Annotated in this window: 16 protein-coding genes; 9 read left to right on the top strand and 7 right to left on the bottom strand. The window is 31.5% G+C overall.

What is annotated here, in order from left to right:
• Positions 1–31: 31 nt before the first annotated feature.
• The 4 genes from A9601_RS09545 to A9601_RS09530 all read right to left on the bottom strand — a co-directional run bounded on the left by A9601_RS09545 (position 32) and on the right by A9601_RS09530 (position 3,613).
• The gene (locus A9601_RS09545) at positions 32–1,669 is read right to left on the bottom strand and encodes an alpha-D-glucose phosphate-specific phosphoglucomutase (RefSeq protein ID WP_011817566.1); all 1,638 of its coding nucleotides are present in this window, start codon (positions 1,667–1,669) and stop codon (positions 32–34) included.
• A gap of 33 nt (positions 1,670–1,702) precedes the next feature.
• Positions 1,703–1,873: a hypothetical protein gene (locus tag A9601_RS18465; RefSeq protein WP_011375642.1), complete on the bottom strand. Its 171-nt coding sequence runs from the start codon at positions 1,871–1,873 to the stop codon at positions 1,703–1,705.
• 12 nt (positions 1,874–1,885) lie between these two features.
• Positions 1,886–2,986, bottom strand: coding sequence for a DUF4912 domain-containing protein (locus A9601_RS09535; protein ID WP_011817565.1), 1,101 nt, complete (start codon positions 2,984–2,986; stop codon positions 1,886–1,888).
• 273 nt (positions 2,987–3,259) lie between these two features.
• Positions 3,260–3,613: a hypothetical protein gene (locus A9601_RS09530; protein ID WP_011817564.1), complete on the bottom strand. Its 354-nt coding sequence runs from the start codon at positions 3,611–3,613 to the stop codon at positions 3,260–3,262.
• 95 nt (positions 3,614–3,708) lie between these two features.
• Here A9601_RS09530 and sufB point away from each other — a divergent pair, with 95 nt between their 5' ends.
• The 4 genes from sufB to A9601_RS09510 are packed head-to-tail and all read left to right on the top strand — an operon-like array spanning position 3,709 to position 8,433.
• A complete protein-coding gene (sufB, locus tag A9601_RS09525) occupies positions 3,709–5,151 on the top strand; it encodes a Fe-S cluster assembly protein SufB (protein ID WP_011817563.1) in 1,443 nt (480 codons plus the stop codon).
• A gap of 21 nt (positions 5,152–5,172) precedes the next feature.
• Entirely contained in the window at positions 5,173–5,958 is a 786-nt protein-coding gene (gene sufC / locus A9601_RS09520) for a Fe-S cluster assembly ATPase SufC (protein WP_011817562.1), read from the top strand.
• A gap of 4 nt (positions 5,959–5,962) precedes the next feature.
• Positions 5,963–7,180, top strand: coding sequence for a SufD family Fe-S cluster assembly protein (locus A9601_RS09515; RefSeq protein WP_011817561.1), 1,218 nt, complete (start codon positions 5,963–5,965; stop codon positions 7,178–7,180).
• Complete coding sequence (locus A9601_RS09510) at positions 7,180–8,433, top strand: aminotransferase class V-fold PLP-dependent enzyme (RefSeq protein ID WP_011817560.1); 1,254 nt, start codon at positions 7,180–7,182, stop codon at positions 8,431–8,433. The genes A9601_RS09515 and A9601_RS09510 overlap by 1 nt, the downstream gene beginning before the upstream one ends.
• Here A9601_RS09510 and A9601_RS09505 read toward each other — a convergent pair.
• Positions 8,430–10,355, bottom strand: coding sequence for an alpha/beta hydrolase family protein (locus A9601_RS09505; protein WP_011817559.1), 1,926 nt, complete (start codon positions 10,353–10,355; stop codon positions 8,430–8,432). The genes A9601_RS09510 and A9601_RS09505 overlap by 4 nt on opposite strands.
• Positions 10,356–10,436: 81 nt before the next feature.
• Here A9601_RS09505 and def point away from each other — a divergent pair, with 81 nt between their 5' ends.
• The 5 genes from def to A9601_RS09480 are packed head-to-tail and all read left to right on the top strand — an operon-like array spanning position 10,437 to position 14,021.
• Complete coding sequence (def, locus tag A9601_RS09500; RefSeq protein ID WP_011817558.1) at positions 10,437–11,042, top strand: peptide deformylase; 606 nt, start codon at positions 10,437–10,439, stop codon at positions 11,040–11,042.
• A 4-nt stretch (positions 11,043–11,046) separates the two neighbouring features.
• On the top strand, positions 11,047–11,388 hold the full coding sequence (locus A9601_RS09495; RefSeq protein ID WP_011817557.1) for a histidine triad nucleotide-binding protein: 342 nt from the start codon (positions 11,047–11,049) through the stop codon (positions 11,386–11,388).
• Positions 11,389–11,434: 46 nt separating this feature from the next.
• Positions 11,435–11,713 carry a hypothetical protein gene (locus A9601_RS09490; protein ID WP_011817556.1) on the top strand — a complete coding sequence of 93 codons (279 nt, stop codon included), beginning with the start codon at positions 11,435–11,437 and terminating at the stop codon, positions 11,711–11,713.
• Between the two features lie 41 nt (positions 11,714–11,754).
• Positions 11,755–13,737: an ABC transporter ATP-binding protein/permease gene (locus A9601_RS09485; protein WP_011817555.1), complete on the top strand. Its 1,983-nt coding sequence runs from the start codon at positions 11,755–11,757 to the stop codon at positions 13,735–13,737.
• 8 nt (positions 13,738–13,745) lie between these two features.
• Positions 13,746–14,021 carry a chlorophyll a/b-binding protein gene (locus A9601_RS09480; RefSeq protein ID WP_011817554.1) on the top strand — a complete coding sequence of 92 codons (276 nt, stop codon included), beginning with the start codon at positions 13,746–13,748 and terminating at the stop codon, positions 14,019–14,021.
• Here A9601_RS09480 and A9601_RS09475 read toward each other — a convergent pair whose 3' ends face one another.
• Together A9601_RS09475 and psbX are read right to left on the bottom strand one after the other, a co-directional pair.
• Positions 14,022–14,951, bottom strand: a complete 930-nt coding sequence (locus tag A9601_RS09475; RefSeq protein WP_011817553.1) for a Ycf66 family protein — start codon at positions 14,949–14,951, stop codon at positions 14,022–14,024.
• A 78-nt stretch (positions 14,952–15,029) separates the two neighbouring features.
• Positions 15,030–15,215, bottom strand: coding sequence for a photosystem II reaction center X protein (gene psbX, locus A9601_RS09470; RefSeq protein WP_011817552.1), 186 nt, complete (start codon positions 15,213–15,215; stop codon positions 15,030–15,032).
• Positions 15,216–15,258 lie beyond the last annotated feature (43 nt).

Below are 15,258 nucleotides of genomic sequence, written 5' to 3'. Positions count from 1 at the left end.
AAATAAAATCAAAAAATTATTACTTTCAATTCTATGTAATTACTGTAGGATTTTCCATTTGAGTAAGTTTTGAAATGTTCAATAAAGCGTCTAAATCATCTATTAGAGGTTTCAAAGCGATCTGAGGATTTAACGAAAGATTCTGTTGAGGATCGAAAAACTTCTCAAAGTAAAGTCTTAATGTTGCACCCTTAGTTCCAGTTCCAGAAAGGCGCACAATTACTCGAGAATTATCATCAAGGACCAATCTTAAACCTTGATTTTCACTTATGGAATTATCAACGGGATCTAAATATGAAAAGTTATCTGCAACTTTAACTAAATGGCCAGCAAAACTATTTCCTTTTAAATTTTCGAGTAAAGAAGTTAGATTACCAAAGATTTGATTAGCAATATTTGAGGAAATTGCCTCATAATCATGTCTTGAATAATAATTCCTACCAAATTGTTTCCAATGATTCTGCATCAAATCACTTACCGAACATTTTTTCTCAGCTAAAACTTGTAACCAATACAACACTGCCCATAGTCCATCTTTTTCTCTCACATGATTACTACCTGTTCCGAAACTTTCTTCTCCACATAAAGTAATTAAATTAGAATCTAAAAGATTACCAAAAAACTTCCAGCCAGTAGGTGTCTCGAAACAAGGTATATTTAATGCTCGCGCGACATTATCAACCGCTGAGCTGGTTGGCATGGATCGTGCCACACCTGTAATACCATCTTTATAACCAGGTACACATTTTGTGTTAGCAGTGATAACTGCAAGGCTATCACTAGGATTTACAAAACATCCACTTCCTAAAATCATATTCCTATCTCCATCTCCATCGCATGCAGCACCAAAACTATAAGATTTTTTATTTAGTAACAAATCAGCCAAGTGGGATGCGTAAGTAAGATTAGGATCAGGATGTAAACCTCCAAAATCTTTTAACGGGTTACCATTCATGACACAATCTGGTGCAAGACCCATTTTTTCAACAAAAATATTTTTTGCATATGGACCTGTAACCGCATTCATTGCATCAAAGATTAACGAGAAGTCTTTTTTTAAAAAATCACTAATTTGGTCAAAGTCAAAAATTTTCTCCATCAAATTAGAATAATCTGTTAATCCATCAATAATTTCTAAGGTAGTTTCGTCGTAATGATAAGTACCATATTTACTAAAATCAGGTAATTGAATTTTACAAATTTTATAACTTGTTAGTAATTGTGAAGACTTAAAAATCTTATTAGTAATTATCTCAGGAGCTGGACCACCATTCGAGATATTCAATTTCACTCCAAAGTCGCCATCAATCCCACCAGGATTATGGCTTGCAGAAAGAATAATTCCACCTATAGCGTTTTCTTTTCTAATTAAATGTGAGGTCGCAGGAGTAGATAATAATCCGTATCTTGGAACAATAACCTTTTGAACTTTATGAGCAATGCATATTTGGACAATTTTTTCTATTGCTTCAATATTGCCATATCTGCCATCACCACCAACTACTAATGTTGAACCTTTTAAATCTCCTAATGATTGTAAAATTGCTTCAATAAAAACTTCTAGATAATGTTCTTCCTGAAACTTTAAAGTACTTTTTCTTAATCCAGAAGTACCTGGTTTTTGATCTAAAAAAGGAGAATTAATATTAATTACACTAACTTGATTCATATTTTTAAGAAAACTTTCAAAAATCTAACTAAATTAATGAGGCATTTCGGAAGTTCTTAACATAGCGATAAACCATAATGAAGAAATTAATAATGCACTAAGAATTCCGTAGTTAACACCAAATTTAGAAATTGTAATTGGAACTATTAATGGAAAAGTTAATGCTCCAAACAATGGGGTAAAAGCTACAATTTTTTTCAGCATTAATTTAATTTATCAAAACCATTCAGTCTCAGCATTATCTTTTTCATTAGTATCGTCAAGTGGAGTAGATCTATCAAATTTCATTGATATACTTTTTTCTTGCTCACCAGACACATCAACAGCTTTAATATCATATTTTTGAGTCCCGTCTCTAAATGGAACTTGAATTCTAAAAGTACCATCTGCAGCAAGAGGTACATCTTCTCCACCTATTGTTAGTTTTGCAGAAGGCTCTGTAGCTCCATAAACAATTAATTCAGCATCAGCAACGAGCCAAAAAGATCTATTTTTAACAATTCCGCTTCCAGAATCATTTAAACCTGATGACCATTTACCAGCACCTGAGTCTGTAAGATTATCGTTAAGGTTTGTTGAATTTAAGTTTTCCATAAATTCTTCAGAACCAACTTTTCTTCTGAGAGGAATATTAGTTGCTGCTTGGTATAACCTTTCATGCATACCATTTTGTTCTGAAACAACAGAATTAGAAATATCTGGTATTGACTCAGAAGTAGAATCTAAATTAAAAGGCACAAATTTATCAAGAATTTGCTCAGAGGGATGAGACCCAGGAACATGGCTTATTGAAGAAAATGCCAATGACATCCAGTTAAAACCATATTTGTAACCTAATTCAACTTTATAATCTCTATCTGCAAGTGGGATCGGCAAGTACCACTCAGTACTGTAACTATCAACTGCTATCTCCCTAAGTGTTCCTTGATTCAAGTTGCTTCCTTCAGAACCAGATGCATCAAATAATCGTAAACATAATTTATTGGCTCCTAAAGATTGTGCTTTTTCTCTATCTGCATCAGAAATTTGCCAGAAAACATAAGCCCAATCTGGATCTCGCGGTAGGAAAACTACATTTGTTTTAACTTCTTCACTACTGTTGAAAGAATTGGACTCAGCAGTTTCTTCAGGTTTTGACTGAGAAGCTACAATGTAGGTTTTTTTTGTAGATTTTTCTTGATATTTAAGTATTAAATCGACTAAAACAGCTTTTGTTTTGCGACTATACAGCGGAACCGATAATTTACTTGCTTCTTGACGTAATTGTCTGAGGGTTAGTGAGAGTAATTGATCTTTATTCATGATCCCATCAGCCACTTTAAATTCTCCGTTTTTGTTTGGGATCAGTATGTTCTTTTTTTTTAGGAATTGTGTGTCTTTTTGGCCTGTCGTCAGGATCCTCTGACTACTAAAGAATTCTCAAAATTAATATTTCTCTTCAAAACAGTTGGTATCAATGCAGTTAATTAATTTTCAGATCTTTTTGAAATGTAAATTAATTTTCTTTTTTTTTAAATTTTATTACCTGAATTTGTTAACGACTCAACAAAAATATATTTTTTCTTCGGGATCAGTTAAATAAAAAAGAATTCAGCGTTGTTCAACTAGAAGTACTAAATCATCTATCTCTAAATCCTGAATACTTTTACCTATTTTTTTTGAAAAAGCACTTAATTTTTTAGAAGTGGATTCTAACTGCTTATAAAAAAGATCACTAAATTTTTTATCATCAAATTTTTTGGATTGGTCATCACACCATTCTCTCAGGGGATTTTTATTTTGATATTCCAAACTATTATCTAAATTAATAATTTTTAAAATTTGAAGACAATGAGCGAGAATTCTTAAATGATGTTTCTGCATTATAGGTAGATCAAGATTATCAATTTCTTGAATAGTTTCTATATTTAATAGGTTAGACAAGGGATCAAGATGATTAGACATTAATTTTTAGTTTTAATAAAGGAAAAAAACTCAATATTGGGGGTATCTTTCGTTAGAGTATATAAAGCTAATTGTAATAAGTTATTTTTGATAACATGGTCAACGAAAATTTAGTTAAAGATGTAGTAAAAGAGCCTTACAAATATGGTTTCGTTACTGATATTGAAACTGAAAAAATAGAAAAGGGATTAAATGAAGATATCATAAAATTAATTTCACAGAAAAAAGAAGAGCCTAAATTTCTTCTTGATTTCAGATTAAAAGCCTTTAAAAGATGGCAAAAAATGAAAGAGCCTGATTGGGCAGCATTAGGATATAAAAAAATTGATTATCAAGATATTATTTATTACTCTGCTCCAAAGCAAAAAGAGAAAATTTCTAGCTTAGATGAAGTTGATCCCAAACTTCTTGAGACTTTTGACAAATTAGGAATCCCCCTCACGGAGCAAAAAAAACTCACAAATGTAGCAGTAGATGCCGTCTTTGATAGTGTTTCTATAGCCACAACTTTTAGAGAAGAACTTGCTGAACATGGAGTTATATTTTGCTCAATTAGTGAAGCAGTAAAAAATCACGCGGATTTGATTGAAAAATATTTAGGTACAGTAGTTCCAGCTAGTGATAATTATTTTGCAGCACTAAATTCTGCAGTTTTTAGTGATGGTTCTTTTGTTTATATCCCAAAAGGTGTTACCTGCCCTATGGATCTATCTTCCTACTTCAGAATTAATAGTGGAGATTCAGGACAATTCGAAAGAACATTAATCATTGCTGAAGAATCAAGTTCTGTAAGTTATCTAGAAGGTTGTACAGCTCCAATGTTTGATACAAATACCCTACATGCAGCAGTTGTGGAGCTTATAGCATTAGACGACGCCTCAATAAAATATTCAACAGTGCAAAATTGGTATGCTGGTGATGAAGAAGGTATTGGTGGAATTTTTAATTTTGTCACCAAGAGAGGAAAATGTCTAGGTAAGAGAAGTAAAATTAGCTGGTCTCAAGTTGAAACAGGGTCTGCAATTACATGGAAATATCCTAGCTGTCTTCTTTTAGGGGAAGAATCTGTAGGAGAATTTTATTCAGTGGCTCTCACCAATAATCTTCAGCAAGCAGATACCGGCACAAAAATGATACATATTGGTCCTAAGACCAAATCAACTATTGTTAGCAAAGGTATTAGTGCAGGTAACTCAAAAAATAGCTACAGGGGTCTTGTCAAAATGGGAACAAAAGCTACAGGATCAAGAAATTACAGTCAATGTGATTCAATGTTAATAGGGGATCAAGCTTCTGCAAATACATTCCCTTACATCAAATCTCAACAACCCAATTCTGAAATTGAGCATGAAGCAAGCACATGTAGAATCTCAGAAGACCAACTTTTTTATCTCCAAAGCAGAGGTATAGAATTTGAGGAGGCAGTATCTATGATGGTCAGCGGTTTTTGCAGAGATGTATTTAATCAATTACCTATGGAATTTGCTGCTGAAGCAGATAAGTTACTGGCACTTAAACTAGAGGGATCAGTAGGTTAATTAAACAATTTCTAAAGTGAAATGCAAAGTAAAATGAAAGAATCAGATCCAATTTTAGAAGTTGAAAATCTCTCTGCATCTACTGATAATCTTCCAATTTTAAAAGGGGTTTCACTTACTGTCTATCCTGGAGAAATCCATGCCATTATGGGAAGAAATGGATGTGGCAAAAGTACTCTTTCGAAAATCATTGCAGGACATCCCTCGTATAATATTACAAATGGCGACATAAAATTTTTAGGTGAAAACATCAACTCTCTAGAACCTGAAGAGAGATCTCAATCAGGAATTTTTCTTGGTTTTCAATATCCAATTGAGATTCCAGGTGTAAGTAATCTTGAGTTTCTTAGAGTTTCAACTAATGCTAGAAGGAAATTCCTCAACAAAGAAGAATTAGATACTTTTGATTTTGAAGAATTAGTTAAAGAAAAGTTAGAAATTGTGAAAATGGATCATGCATTCCTATCAAGGAGTGTAAATCAAGGATTTTCTGGAGGTGAAAAAAAAAGAAATGAAATTCTGCAAATGGCTTTACTTGAGCCCAAGATAGCAATATTAGATGAGACCGATTCTGGTCTAGATATTGATGCTCTAAGGATAGTGGCTTCAGGAATTAAAAAAATATCTAATGCACAAACTGGGATTATACTTATTACCCACTATCAAAGATTATTAGATGAAATTGAACCAAATTATGTCCATGTAATGTCAGACGGACAAATCATAAAAACAGGTGAGAGTGATCTTGCTTTAGAGCTTGAGAAAAAAGGGTATGAATGGACTGATAACTTTATAAAAGAGACCTAAGTAAATGGAAATTATTGAAAAAATAAAAACTAATAAATCGATTGATAATCAAACAGAAATACAAAAAATCTGTCTAAATAAATTACAATCAAGTCCCCTCCCTAATCCTAAAAGTGAACAATGGAGACTTTCAAATAAATCAAAATTTTCAGAGTTTTTAGACTACTCGGTCAATGAAACAGATCCAAAATTTGATACACCTTTTCCGAACATTTCTCAAAGTAATATTAGGTTAGTAATTGGGAATAATTTCCAAATTGATTTAATAGAGGAAAATTATTCAATAAAGCAACTAAGTGAGGATAAATTAGTTAAATATATCAAGGAACAGATATCTTGTTTTGATCACAACGAAAATTGGAGTGACTTACTAAACCTGTCTTTAAACTGTACAAAAAATACCTTGGGATTAAAAATAAGTGGATCAGAAATTCCTCCTATTGAAATTTTTAGTCACTCATCAAGTAACTCTTTAAACGCAAAAACCCTGGTAATATTTATAGAAAAGGATTGTGATATTGATTTATTACAAGTAAATCTTGGTAAAGACAACTCTTCATTATCTCAATCAACGTTCTTTTGTTTAGAAGAAAATAGTTCCGTAAATCATGGTGTTGTTTCTTACGGTGAAAACAAATCAAATCTATTAAATTCTCTCAATGTAATTCAACGAAAAAATAGCGAATACAATTTAGGATCTTTACATTTCAAATTTAATTATGCAAGATTTGAAATTCGTATTACACAATCTGAAGGAAACGCTAAAACCAATATTAAAGGTATGCAAATAACAAAAAAAGACGAACAAATTTCTACTTATACAAAAATAGACTTTAATGGCCCAAATGGATTTCTAGATCAAATCAACAAATCACTTGCTGACGATGAATCTCATGCAATATTTGAAGGTTCAATAATAGTTCCTAAAATTGCCCAGAAAACTGATGCTTCTCAATTAAGTAGGAATTTACTTTTATCAAATCTCGCACAAATAGATACCAAACCTCAATTAGAAATAATTGCTGATGACGTCAAATGCAAACATGGAGCTACAATATCGCAATTAAATGAAGATGAACTTTTTTATATGAGATCAAGAGGGATCACATTACCAGAAGCAAGTAAACTACAATTAAGTTCATACTTTCAAGAAATAATTTCATTTATTCCCGTTTCAAAAGATAGATGGGATTTGCTTGATAAACTTTTAAATGAAAAATAATGGAAACGATTCAAAATTTTCCTGAAATAACTAAGAAAGACTTTCCTCTTTTAAATAACAACATAAAAAATAATGAGCAAATCATTTATTTAGACCATGCTGCAACCACGCAAAAACCAATTCAAGTCTTGAAAAAAATTGATGAATATTATAGAAATTTTAATGCCAATGTACATAGAGGAGCTCATCAATTAAGTGCTAAAGCGACAGAAGAATTTGAAAATGCAAGATTTTCAATTAGTAAATACATCAAAGCAAATTCGCCAAAAGAAATTATTTTCACAAGAAATGCTACTGAAGCAATAAATCTAGCAGCTAGATCATGGGGCGAATATTCATTAGGAGAAAACGATGAAATTCTTCTATCAATAATGGAGCATCATAGCAATATTGTTCCATGGCAAATGGTTGCAGCGAAAAATAAGTGTAAATTAAAATTTATAGGCATCGATAAAAATGGGCAATTAGATTTAGACGATTTTAAGTCAAAACTAACCTCTAGAACAAAGCTTGTTAGCCTAGTACATGTAAGTAATACTCTAGGTTGCTGTAATCCAATCAAAGAGATAACTAAATTAGCTAAACAAAAAGGTTCTCTAGTATTAATAGATGCATGTCAAAGTTTGGCGCATCAAAAACTAGATGTAATAGATCTTGATATTGATTTTTTAGCGGGATCAGGACATAAACTTTGCGGTCCTACAGGAATTGGTTTCCTCTGGTCAAGACAAGAAATTCTTGAAAAAATTCCTCCTTTCTTTGGAGGTGGCGAAATGATTCAAGATGTCTTTGAAGAGACAAGTACCTGGGCTGATCTCCCACATAAATTCGAAGCTGGAACTCCAGCCATTGCAGAAGCAATAGGCCTTGCGGAAGCAATTAATTATATAAACACTATAGGATTAAATGAAATTAATGAATATGAAAAGACTATTACTAAATATTTATTTGAAAAATTAAATCAAATAGAAAATATTGAAATTATAGGTCCACCGCCGGAGATAGATCCAGACAGAGCCTCACTTGCCACCTTTTATATAAAAAATATACATTCAAATGATATTGCTGAAATTCTTGATTCAAAAGGAATTTGCATCAGAAGTGGTCACCATTGCTGTCAACCTCTTCACAGATACATCGGAATTAAATCAACAGCTAGAATCAGTATGAATTTCACAACCAATAAGGAGGAAATTGATATATTTCTTGAAAAATTAAAAGATACTATTGATTTTCTAAAAATCAATTCTTAAATATTCAAAGCATTTTTTAAAAATTCCATAGATTTTTGCATTACTATTTCTTTATTTTCAATATTTCTAAAACCGTGCCCCTCATTATCAAAAAAAATAACTTCTGAATATTTATTATTCTGAATCAAAATTTCCTGGATTTTAAAAGTTTGTTTATAAGAAATTACTTTATCTTTTTTTCCATGAAACAATAAGATAGGTTTTTTTATTTTGTTAATATGATTTATCGGTGATCTATTTATATAATCATCATGATTTTGTGCATAAATTCCTACCAAAGAATTTAAATAATCTTTTTCAAACCTATGAGTGTTGTAATGCATATCCTTCAAATCAATAACAGGATATTTACAAATTGCTGCTGTAAAAATAGACCCATATAATAAACAATTCAGGGCAGTTAACCCACCAGCACTATTCCCAAAAATTACTACTTTTTCACTATCAACTTGATTTGATTTAATCAATTCAAGAGCTAGTGCTTTGCAATCATAAGAATCAACAATACCCCATTTACAATTCAACCTCTCTATATATGCTTTGCCAAATCCTGATGATCCTCCATAATTAACTTCAGCAACAAAAAATCCCTTCGAAGTCCAATATTGAACCTCAGAATTATATGATCCATCAAAACATGAAGTTGGTCCGCTATGTGCTCTAACAAGGAGCGGTGGCTTTCTAAAATTTTCTACGAGCGGCCTATAAAGAAAAGAATGAGTAGATTGAGCTTCAAAACCTTTAAACCAAAATGTTTCAGGTTTTGAACAAACTTTTATATATTCAGCATTTATTTCCTCAAAAACATTTGATAAAACTTCCTTTTTAAAATCAATTTCAAGTAAATTTCCAAGAAAATCAGATCCATGACCTTTCAAAACTACTTTCTTCTCAAAAACACTGAAATCACTTATTGAGGTAAAAGGAGTAGAAAATTCTTTAACGCATTGAAGATCTTTATATTGTTCAACTACTAAATTATTTTCTTTTTTTGCTAAACAAAATAAATCTTTTATATCCCCTGAAAAAAATGTTATTCCTGAGACCCACTGAGGTACTCCATATTCAACAAAATTTCTCTCTACTCTTTTTTTAATAAAAATATTCTCAATTTTACTAGCATCTAAAAACAATAAGTTCCACCATCCAGAACTATCTTCAGAACATACTAAAAGAGTTTCACTTATCCAATAAGGATGAAAAAAAGAAACGTTTTTTTTGGCATTAATCAGCTTATCTGAGAATTTTTTTATTTTTGTTATCTCTCCATCTAAGTCAATTTGAGCAAAAAAAAGATCATTTTTCTCCCAAGGCATATATGGAGAACCCCACTCGACCCAAGAAAGTAAGCTAACAGAAGAATTACAAGATAATTCTCCAGCGAAATTTTTAAATTTTTTTATTCGGTAAATATCTTGTTTAGTTTTTTTTAGGTTTAAAGAAAATAAGTAATCTCTATTATTTATTTCACAAATACCATATAAAAAATTTTTTTGAGAAATAACAAACGAAGAATCAAAATTTCCATCAATTGATTTAGATAGTTGTCTTGGTTCTTGAACTGAATCGAGATATCTTTTTTGACTTCTATAATTTGATGCAACCTCTTTAAAAATTTGAAACCAAACTGCGTTGGTAATCTGATCAATCCATATCAAATAAAAATTATTTTTTAAATATATACATTTATAAGATTTACCACCATATCCATGAAAGTTATTTTTAATATTATATTTTTTACTTGTTAATTTCTGAGGAAACGCCTCTTTTTTATTAAATGGTCTTGCAAAAATGGCATTTTCATTTTGACCTTCACCAACAAGATCAATCCAAAAAATGATATCCCTAATAATAGTTAATTCTTTAAAAGATTTCTTTTTAGATACAGTTTGCCTAACTTTTAACTGATCATCATTACTCATTTAAAAAAACTATAAAGAATGCAAATTAAAGTGCTAGTATTTTTATAGCTAAACTCTTAAGTAAAAACCTTTTTTTTTAACGTGGCAAACCATTTTTCACAACTTGCAAAAAAGTCAAGAACAAATGGAAACGCAGAAAAAATTGCAAAAGAACAATCAGGTAAGCCATTTCTAGACATTTATAAACTTGGTGATGATGTATTGAGACAAAATTCCAAAAGAATAACTAAGGTTGATGAATCGATTAGAAAACTTGCAAGAGAAATGCTTCAAAGCATGTATGCAGCTAAAGGAATTGGACTTGCTGCACCTCAAATTGGAATCAACAAAGAGCTTCTTGTCATAGACGTAAATTTTGAAGATTCAGCAGCAGAACCTTTAATATTAATCAATCCAGAAATTACAGACTTTGGAACAACCCTTAATTCATACGAAGAAGGCTGCTTGAGTATACCTGGTGTCTATTTAAATGTAGTGAGACCATCAACTATAAAATTAAAATTTAGAGATGAAATGGGACGACCACGTAAAATGAAAGCAGATGGACTTCTGGCGAGGTGTATTCAACACGAAATGGATCACTTAAATGGAATATTATTTGTAGATAGAGTTACATCAAAAGATGATTTGAACAAAGAACTTTTAAAAGAAGGGTTTAACGAAAAAGACGTTATCTCAATTAATTAATTTAATGACTGAAACAACAATATTTCAAAAAATCATTAATGAAGAAATACCCTGCGATAAGCTTTATGAAGATAAGTTTTGTATTGCTTTTAATGATATCCAGGCACAAGCACCAGTTCATTTTTTAGTGATTCCAAAAAAGCCAATTATAAGTTTATTAGATTGTATTGAAGAGGATGTAAATTTATTAGGGCATTTACTTTATGTGGGTAGCAAAATAGCTAAATCAAAAAATTTAACTAATTGGAGAACAGTAATTAATACTGGAGCAGAATCAGGACAAACAGTTTTTCATTTACATATTCATTTTTTATCTGGAAGAAAAATGAATTGGCCTCCAGGTTAAAACTCTCGAAAGAAATGTTAATGGGTTATAAATAAGTAAAAACAAAATGAATACCCCAGATTCCCTAAATACAGAATCCAAAAATTTATTCAATTTAATCTCAAAAAATTGGGAAGAGCTAGACAATTCACTCAAAACTAAGTTAATTAAAATTTGGAGAGTTTTAACTTATAAATGGCAATTACAAATTTTATTTAATTTACCTTTTTTACTATGGTGGGCATTAGATAAATCTTTTCCAAAAATTCATGAATTTGATGCAACAATCTTGAATTACTTGAATTTACCTGACTGGGCACTTTCCTTTATTGGCTTTGGTCAATAGACTTCTAAAAGTTATAATTTATCCTATAAAACTTTTGAGTAATGAAAACAGTAGTTAATAATAAATCCAAATTTATCTTGCAATTACAAAAATTAAGGAAGCTATCTCAGCCATTTTTTCTTCCCATAGATCAATGTAATGGATTCCAGTTCATATGGCTTTTGATTTCTCTTTTATTTTGTGTGGGTGGAGTAGTACTTGTGGGTCTTACAGGAATAATAAGTTTTTTTGAAAGCTTTCAACCAATTTTTCTTGAAAAGTATTTCGGAGGTGTAGTAAGTACTGTCAATTCAATTTGGGCTGGGAGTTGGGGATTGCTTTTCTCTGCATTATTTCTAATTGGATCAGGAAGCTTTTTTAGCTTAAGACGTCAATTAAAAAACCGTAGATGGTTACATTGGTTATTCCTTGCGATAATTGTATTAATGCTTTTAGCTGTAAACGGAATAAACGCAGGTATTGGATTCATTGCAAGAGATTTAACAAATGCTTTGGTAGAAAAACAAGAAGATGGATTTTATCGGATATTGGGAATTTACGCTTGTTGTTTCGCTGTGGCCTTACCAATACGGGTTTCCCAAATATTTTTTACATATAAGTTAGGAATAATTTGGAGAGAATGGCTTTCAAAAAGTCTAGTCAAAGATTATATGACTAATAAAGCTTATTACCAGTTAAATCCCAATGATGAAGAACAAACCGATGTAGATAATCCCGATCAAAGAATCACAGATGATACCCGAGCTTTTACCGGGCAAAGTCTCTCTTTCACATTAGGTATTTTTGATGCCCTACTAACATTTTCACTTAATATTCTTATTTTATGGAGTATTAGTACAACACTTACTTTTTCTTTATTTGGTTACGCCGCATTTGCAACTTCTATCCTCTTAATTGCTGGAAAAAATCTTGTAAAGATTGACTTTGATCAACTCAGATATGAAGCAGATTTTCGATATGGCTTAGTACATATTCGAGATAATGCTGAATCAATAGCCTTTTATTCTGGGGAGAATCCTGAGCGAAGTGAAACTGAAAGACGCTTAGGAGAAGTGGTGAGAAACTTTAATTTACTGATTATATGGAGAGTAATAATAGACGTCATGAGAAGATCCATTAATTATGCAGGAAATTTCTTTCCATATTTAATAATGGCAATCCCTTACTTTAAAGGTGATATTGATTATGGACGCTTTATTCAAGCAAGCTTTGCATTTGGAATGGTTGAAGGTTCGTTATTTTTCATTGTTAATCAAATCGAAGAACTTGCAAAATTTACTGCTGGTATTGGCAGATTAGAAGGATTCCAATCAAAAGTTGAATCCATTAGCAAAACCAACCCAACACTTAATCAAAACGTTATTTCAGATTACCCCTCAATTCTTATTAATAATGCTGACCTTTGCCCACCAGGATCAAATAAAACAATAATTAAAAATTTAAATTTGAGCATCGACAATAATCAATCACTTTTGGTAGTAGGACCATCTGGGTGCGGTAAAACATCTTTACTAAGAATGATTAGTGGTTTATGGGAACCCGATCAGGGAGTAATTAAAAAACCAAAAATTGGGGAATTATTATTCATACCTCAAAAACCATACATGTTACTTGGTTCTTTAAGGGAACAATTATGTTATCCCACAGAAGTTAATAAATTTAGTGATGAACATCTTACTTCTGTACTTCATGAAGTAAATTTAAAAACCTTAGTGGATCGGTATCCTAATCTTGATATCAAACAAGATTGGCCACGAATTCTTTCCTTAGGTGAGCAACAAAGATTGGCTTTTGCAAGACTCTTACTAAATTCTCCAAGATTTGCAGTACTAGATGAAGCAACAAGTGCTTTAGATATTAATACTGAAAAAAAACTATATAGTTTACTAAAGGAACGAGAACTTTCTCTAATAAGTGTTGGACATAGACCTAGCTTAATAGATTTTCACGAAAATATTTTAGAATTAAATGGACAAGGAGACTGGAAATTATTGACTTCTGATAAGTATAATTTTAAGGATTAACAAAAAAAATGAATTCCAAAGAAGAACAAACTAACTCAGAAGTCACTAATTTAGAGAATGAGAGTTTTATAGAAGAGCAAAAAGATCCTAATCAGATCAATGAACAAATTGAAGATAATAAATTAGATGAAAAATCTATAGAAATTAAAGATGAATATAAATTTGGATGGAGTTGGTATTCTGAAATAACTAATGGAAGATTTGCAATGATTGGCTTCTTTGCAATAGTATTGATTGAATTATTTAGTAAACAATCGTTTTTAAAATGGGCAGGAATCTTATAATTAATCATCAAATCTAGAACTGTTATCCCTTGGTTTCTTCTTATTTGTTCCAACGTTATACCTACTATTTTGATTTTTTGAACTTGATCTAGATGAAGAGCTCACTCTCCGAGTATCACGTGTTTTTTTGGCTTGATTAGCATCTTTAAATGAAGCATCTTCTACTTTAGTTGTTGAAGTTTGCTGCCTTATAGAGGATCTAGTAGGTTTCTTTCTTAATGGAGAAGAATCACTAGGAGCAGAGATATTATCTTGTCTAGATACTGTACGATTCATTCTTGGTCTAGACCCTGTTTTAACTTCATCGCGAGATAAATTTCTTCTTTCACCAAAGTTATTTGTTTCTGGTTGTTTACTATTTCTATCTTCAGAAGTCTGTCTTCTCCTTCTTATAGGTTCGTCATTTTCAAACTGACTTATTCCCCTTGTAGATGGCCTGCTTCTACTTGCTGCGGCAGATGGTATCGCTCTTGAAACGTTCCTCCTAGGAGATCTCCCCTGAATATAGTCTTCTTCAAATTCATCTTCTTGAGGTTTAAATCTTCTGGATGGTCTTTCAGATTCTTCAAACCTATCATAATCGTCATTAAATCGGCCTCTAGAATTTCTGGGACCATCAGAAATAGGATCATCATCAAAATAAGATGATCTTCTAGCTTGATCAGTAGCAACTCCCCTCAATCGCACACTTTCATATGCGAAAAAAACTGTAGTTCCTGCAAGTAAAAACTGACCAAACTGAAGGATAGGATCTAACCTCCAGCCTTGAAAAAATAATATTCCTCCACACAAAAGTCCAATTGCTGCGAAAAAAACATCATAATCCCTTGCCAAGGCAGGCTTAAAGGACCTCAAGAAATAAAGGCCTCCCCCACATACAGCGAGAACTATACCAACAATACTGGCCCAATTGAGACTAGCATTGACCACATTCTTTCTCCAAAAATTTATTTTTTAAAGGATTACTTGTATCCCATATATATAGTGTACTTAAAACTTCTACAAAAACTAGCGTCTTCCAGTAGAAGTACGATCGAGGGAATCTTTCTGGCTAACAAAAATCAAAAATGCAGTAGCTGGAACAACGATAAGTAAGGCAGCCGCAATAAAACTACCTATCATACCAACTGCTGAATTATTAGCAACTTCAGCAGAAAAATCTGCGGCTATTAATAAATTTGAGATTTGAAACACTTTTTAAATATTAAATTCTCAATTTATAATACGAATTAAATAC

Source organism: Prochlorococcus marinus str. AS9601 (assembly GCF_000015645.1).
Lineage (GTDB): Bacteria > Cyanobacteriota > Cyanobacteriia > PCC-6307 > Cyanobiaceae > Prochlorococcus_A > Prochlorococcus_A marinus_O.
This window is presented reverse-complemented; position numbering and strand designations above follow the sequence as displayed.

Coding starts and splice junctions, on each gene's coding strand:
- A9601_RS09545 (WP_011817566.1), bottom strand. CDS start 1,669: ATGAATCAAGTTAGTGTAATTAATATTAATTCTCCTTTTTTAGATCAA.
- A9601_RS18465 (WP_011375642.1), bottom strand. CDS start 1,873: ATGCTGAAAAAAATTGTAGCTTTTACCCCATTGTTTGGAGCATTAACT.
- A9601_RS09530 (WP_011817564.1), bottom strand. CDS start 3,613: ATGTCTAATCATCTTGATCCCTTGTCTAACCTATTAAATATAGAAACT.
- sufB (WP_011817563.1), top strand. CDS start 3,709: ATGGTCAACGAAAATTTAGTTAAAGATGTAGTAAAAGAGCCTTACAAA.
- sufC (WP_011817562.1), top strand. CDS start 5,173: ATGCAAAGTAAAATGAAAGAATCAGATCCAATTTTAGAAGTTGAAAAT.
- A9601_RS09515 (WP_011817561.1), top strand. CDS start 5,963: ATGGAAATTATTGAAAAAATAAAAACTAATAAATCGATTGATAATCAA.
- A9601_RS09510 (WP_011817560.1), top strand. CDS start 7,180: ATGGAAACGATTCAAAATTTTCCTGAAATAACTAAGAAAGACTTTCCT.
- A9601_RS09505 (WP_011817559.1), bottom strand. CDS start 10,355: ATGAGTAATGATGATCAGTTAAAAGTTAGGCAAACTGTATCTAAAAAG.
- A9601_RS09495 (WP_011817557.1), top strand. CDS start 11,047: ATGACTGAAACAACAATATTTCAAAAAATCATTAATGAAGAAATACCC.
- A9601_RS09490 (WP_011817556.1), top strand. CDS start 11,435: ATGAATACCCCAGATTCCCTAAATACAGAATCCAAAAATTTATTCAAT.
- A9601_RS09485 (WP_011817555.1), top strand. CDS start 11,755: ATGAAAACAGTAGTTAATAATAAATCCAAATTTATCTTGCAATTACAA.
- A9601_RS09480 (WP_011817554.1), top strand. CDS start 13,746: ATGAATTCCAAAGAAGAACAAACTAACTCAGAAGTCACTAATTTAGAG.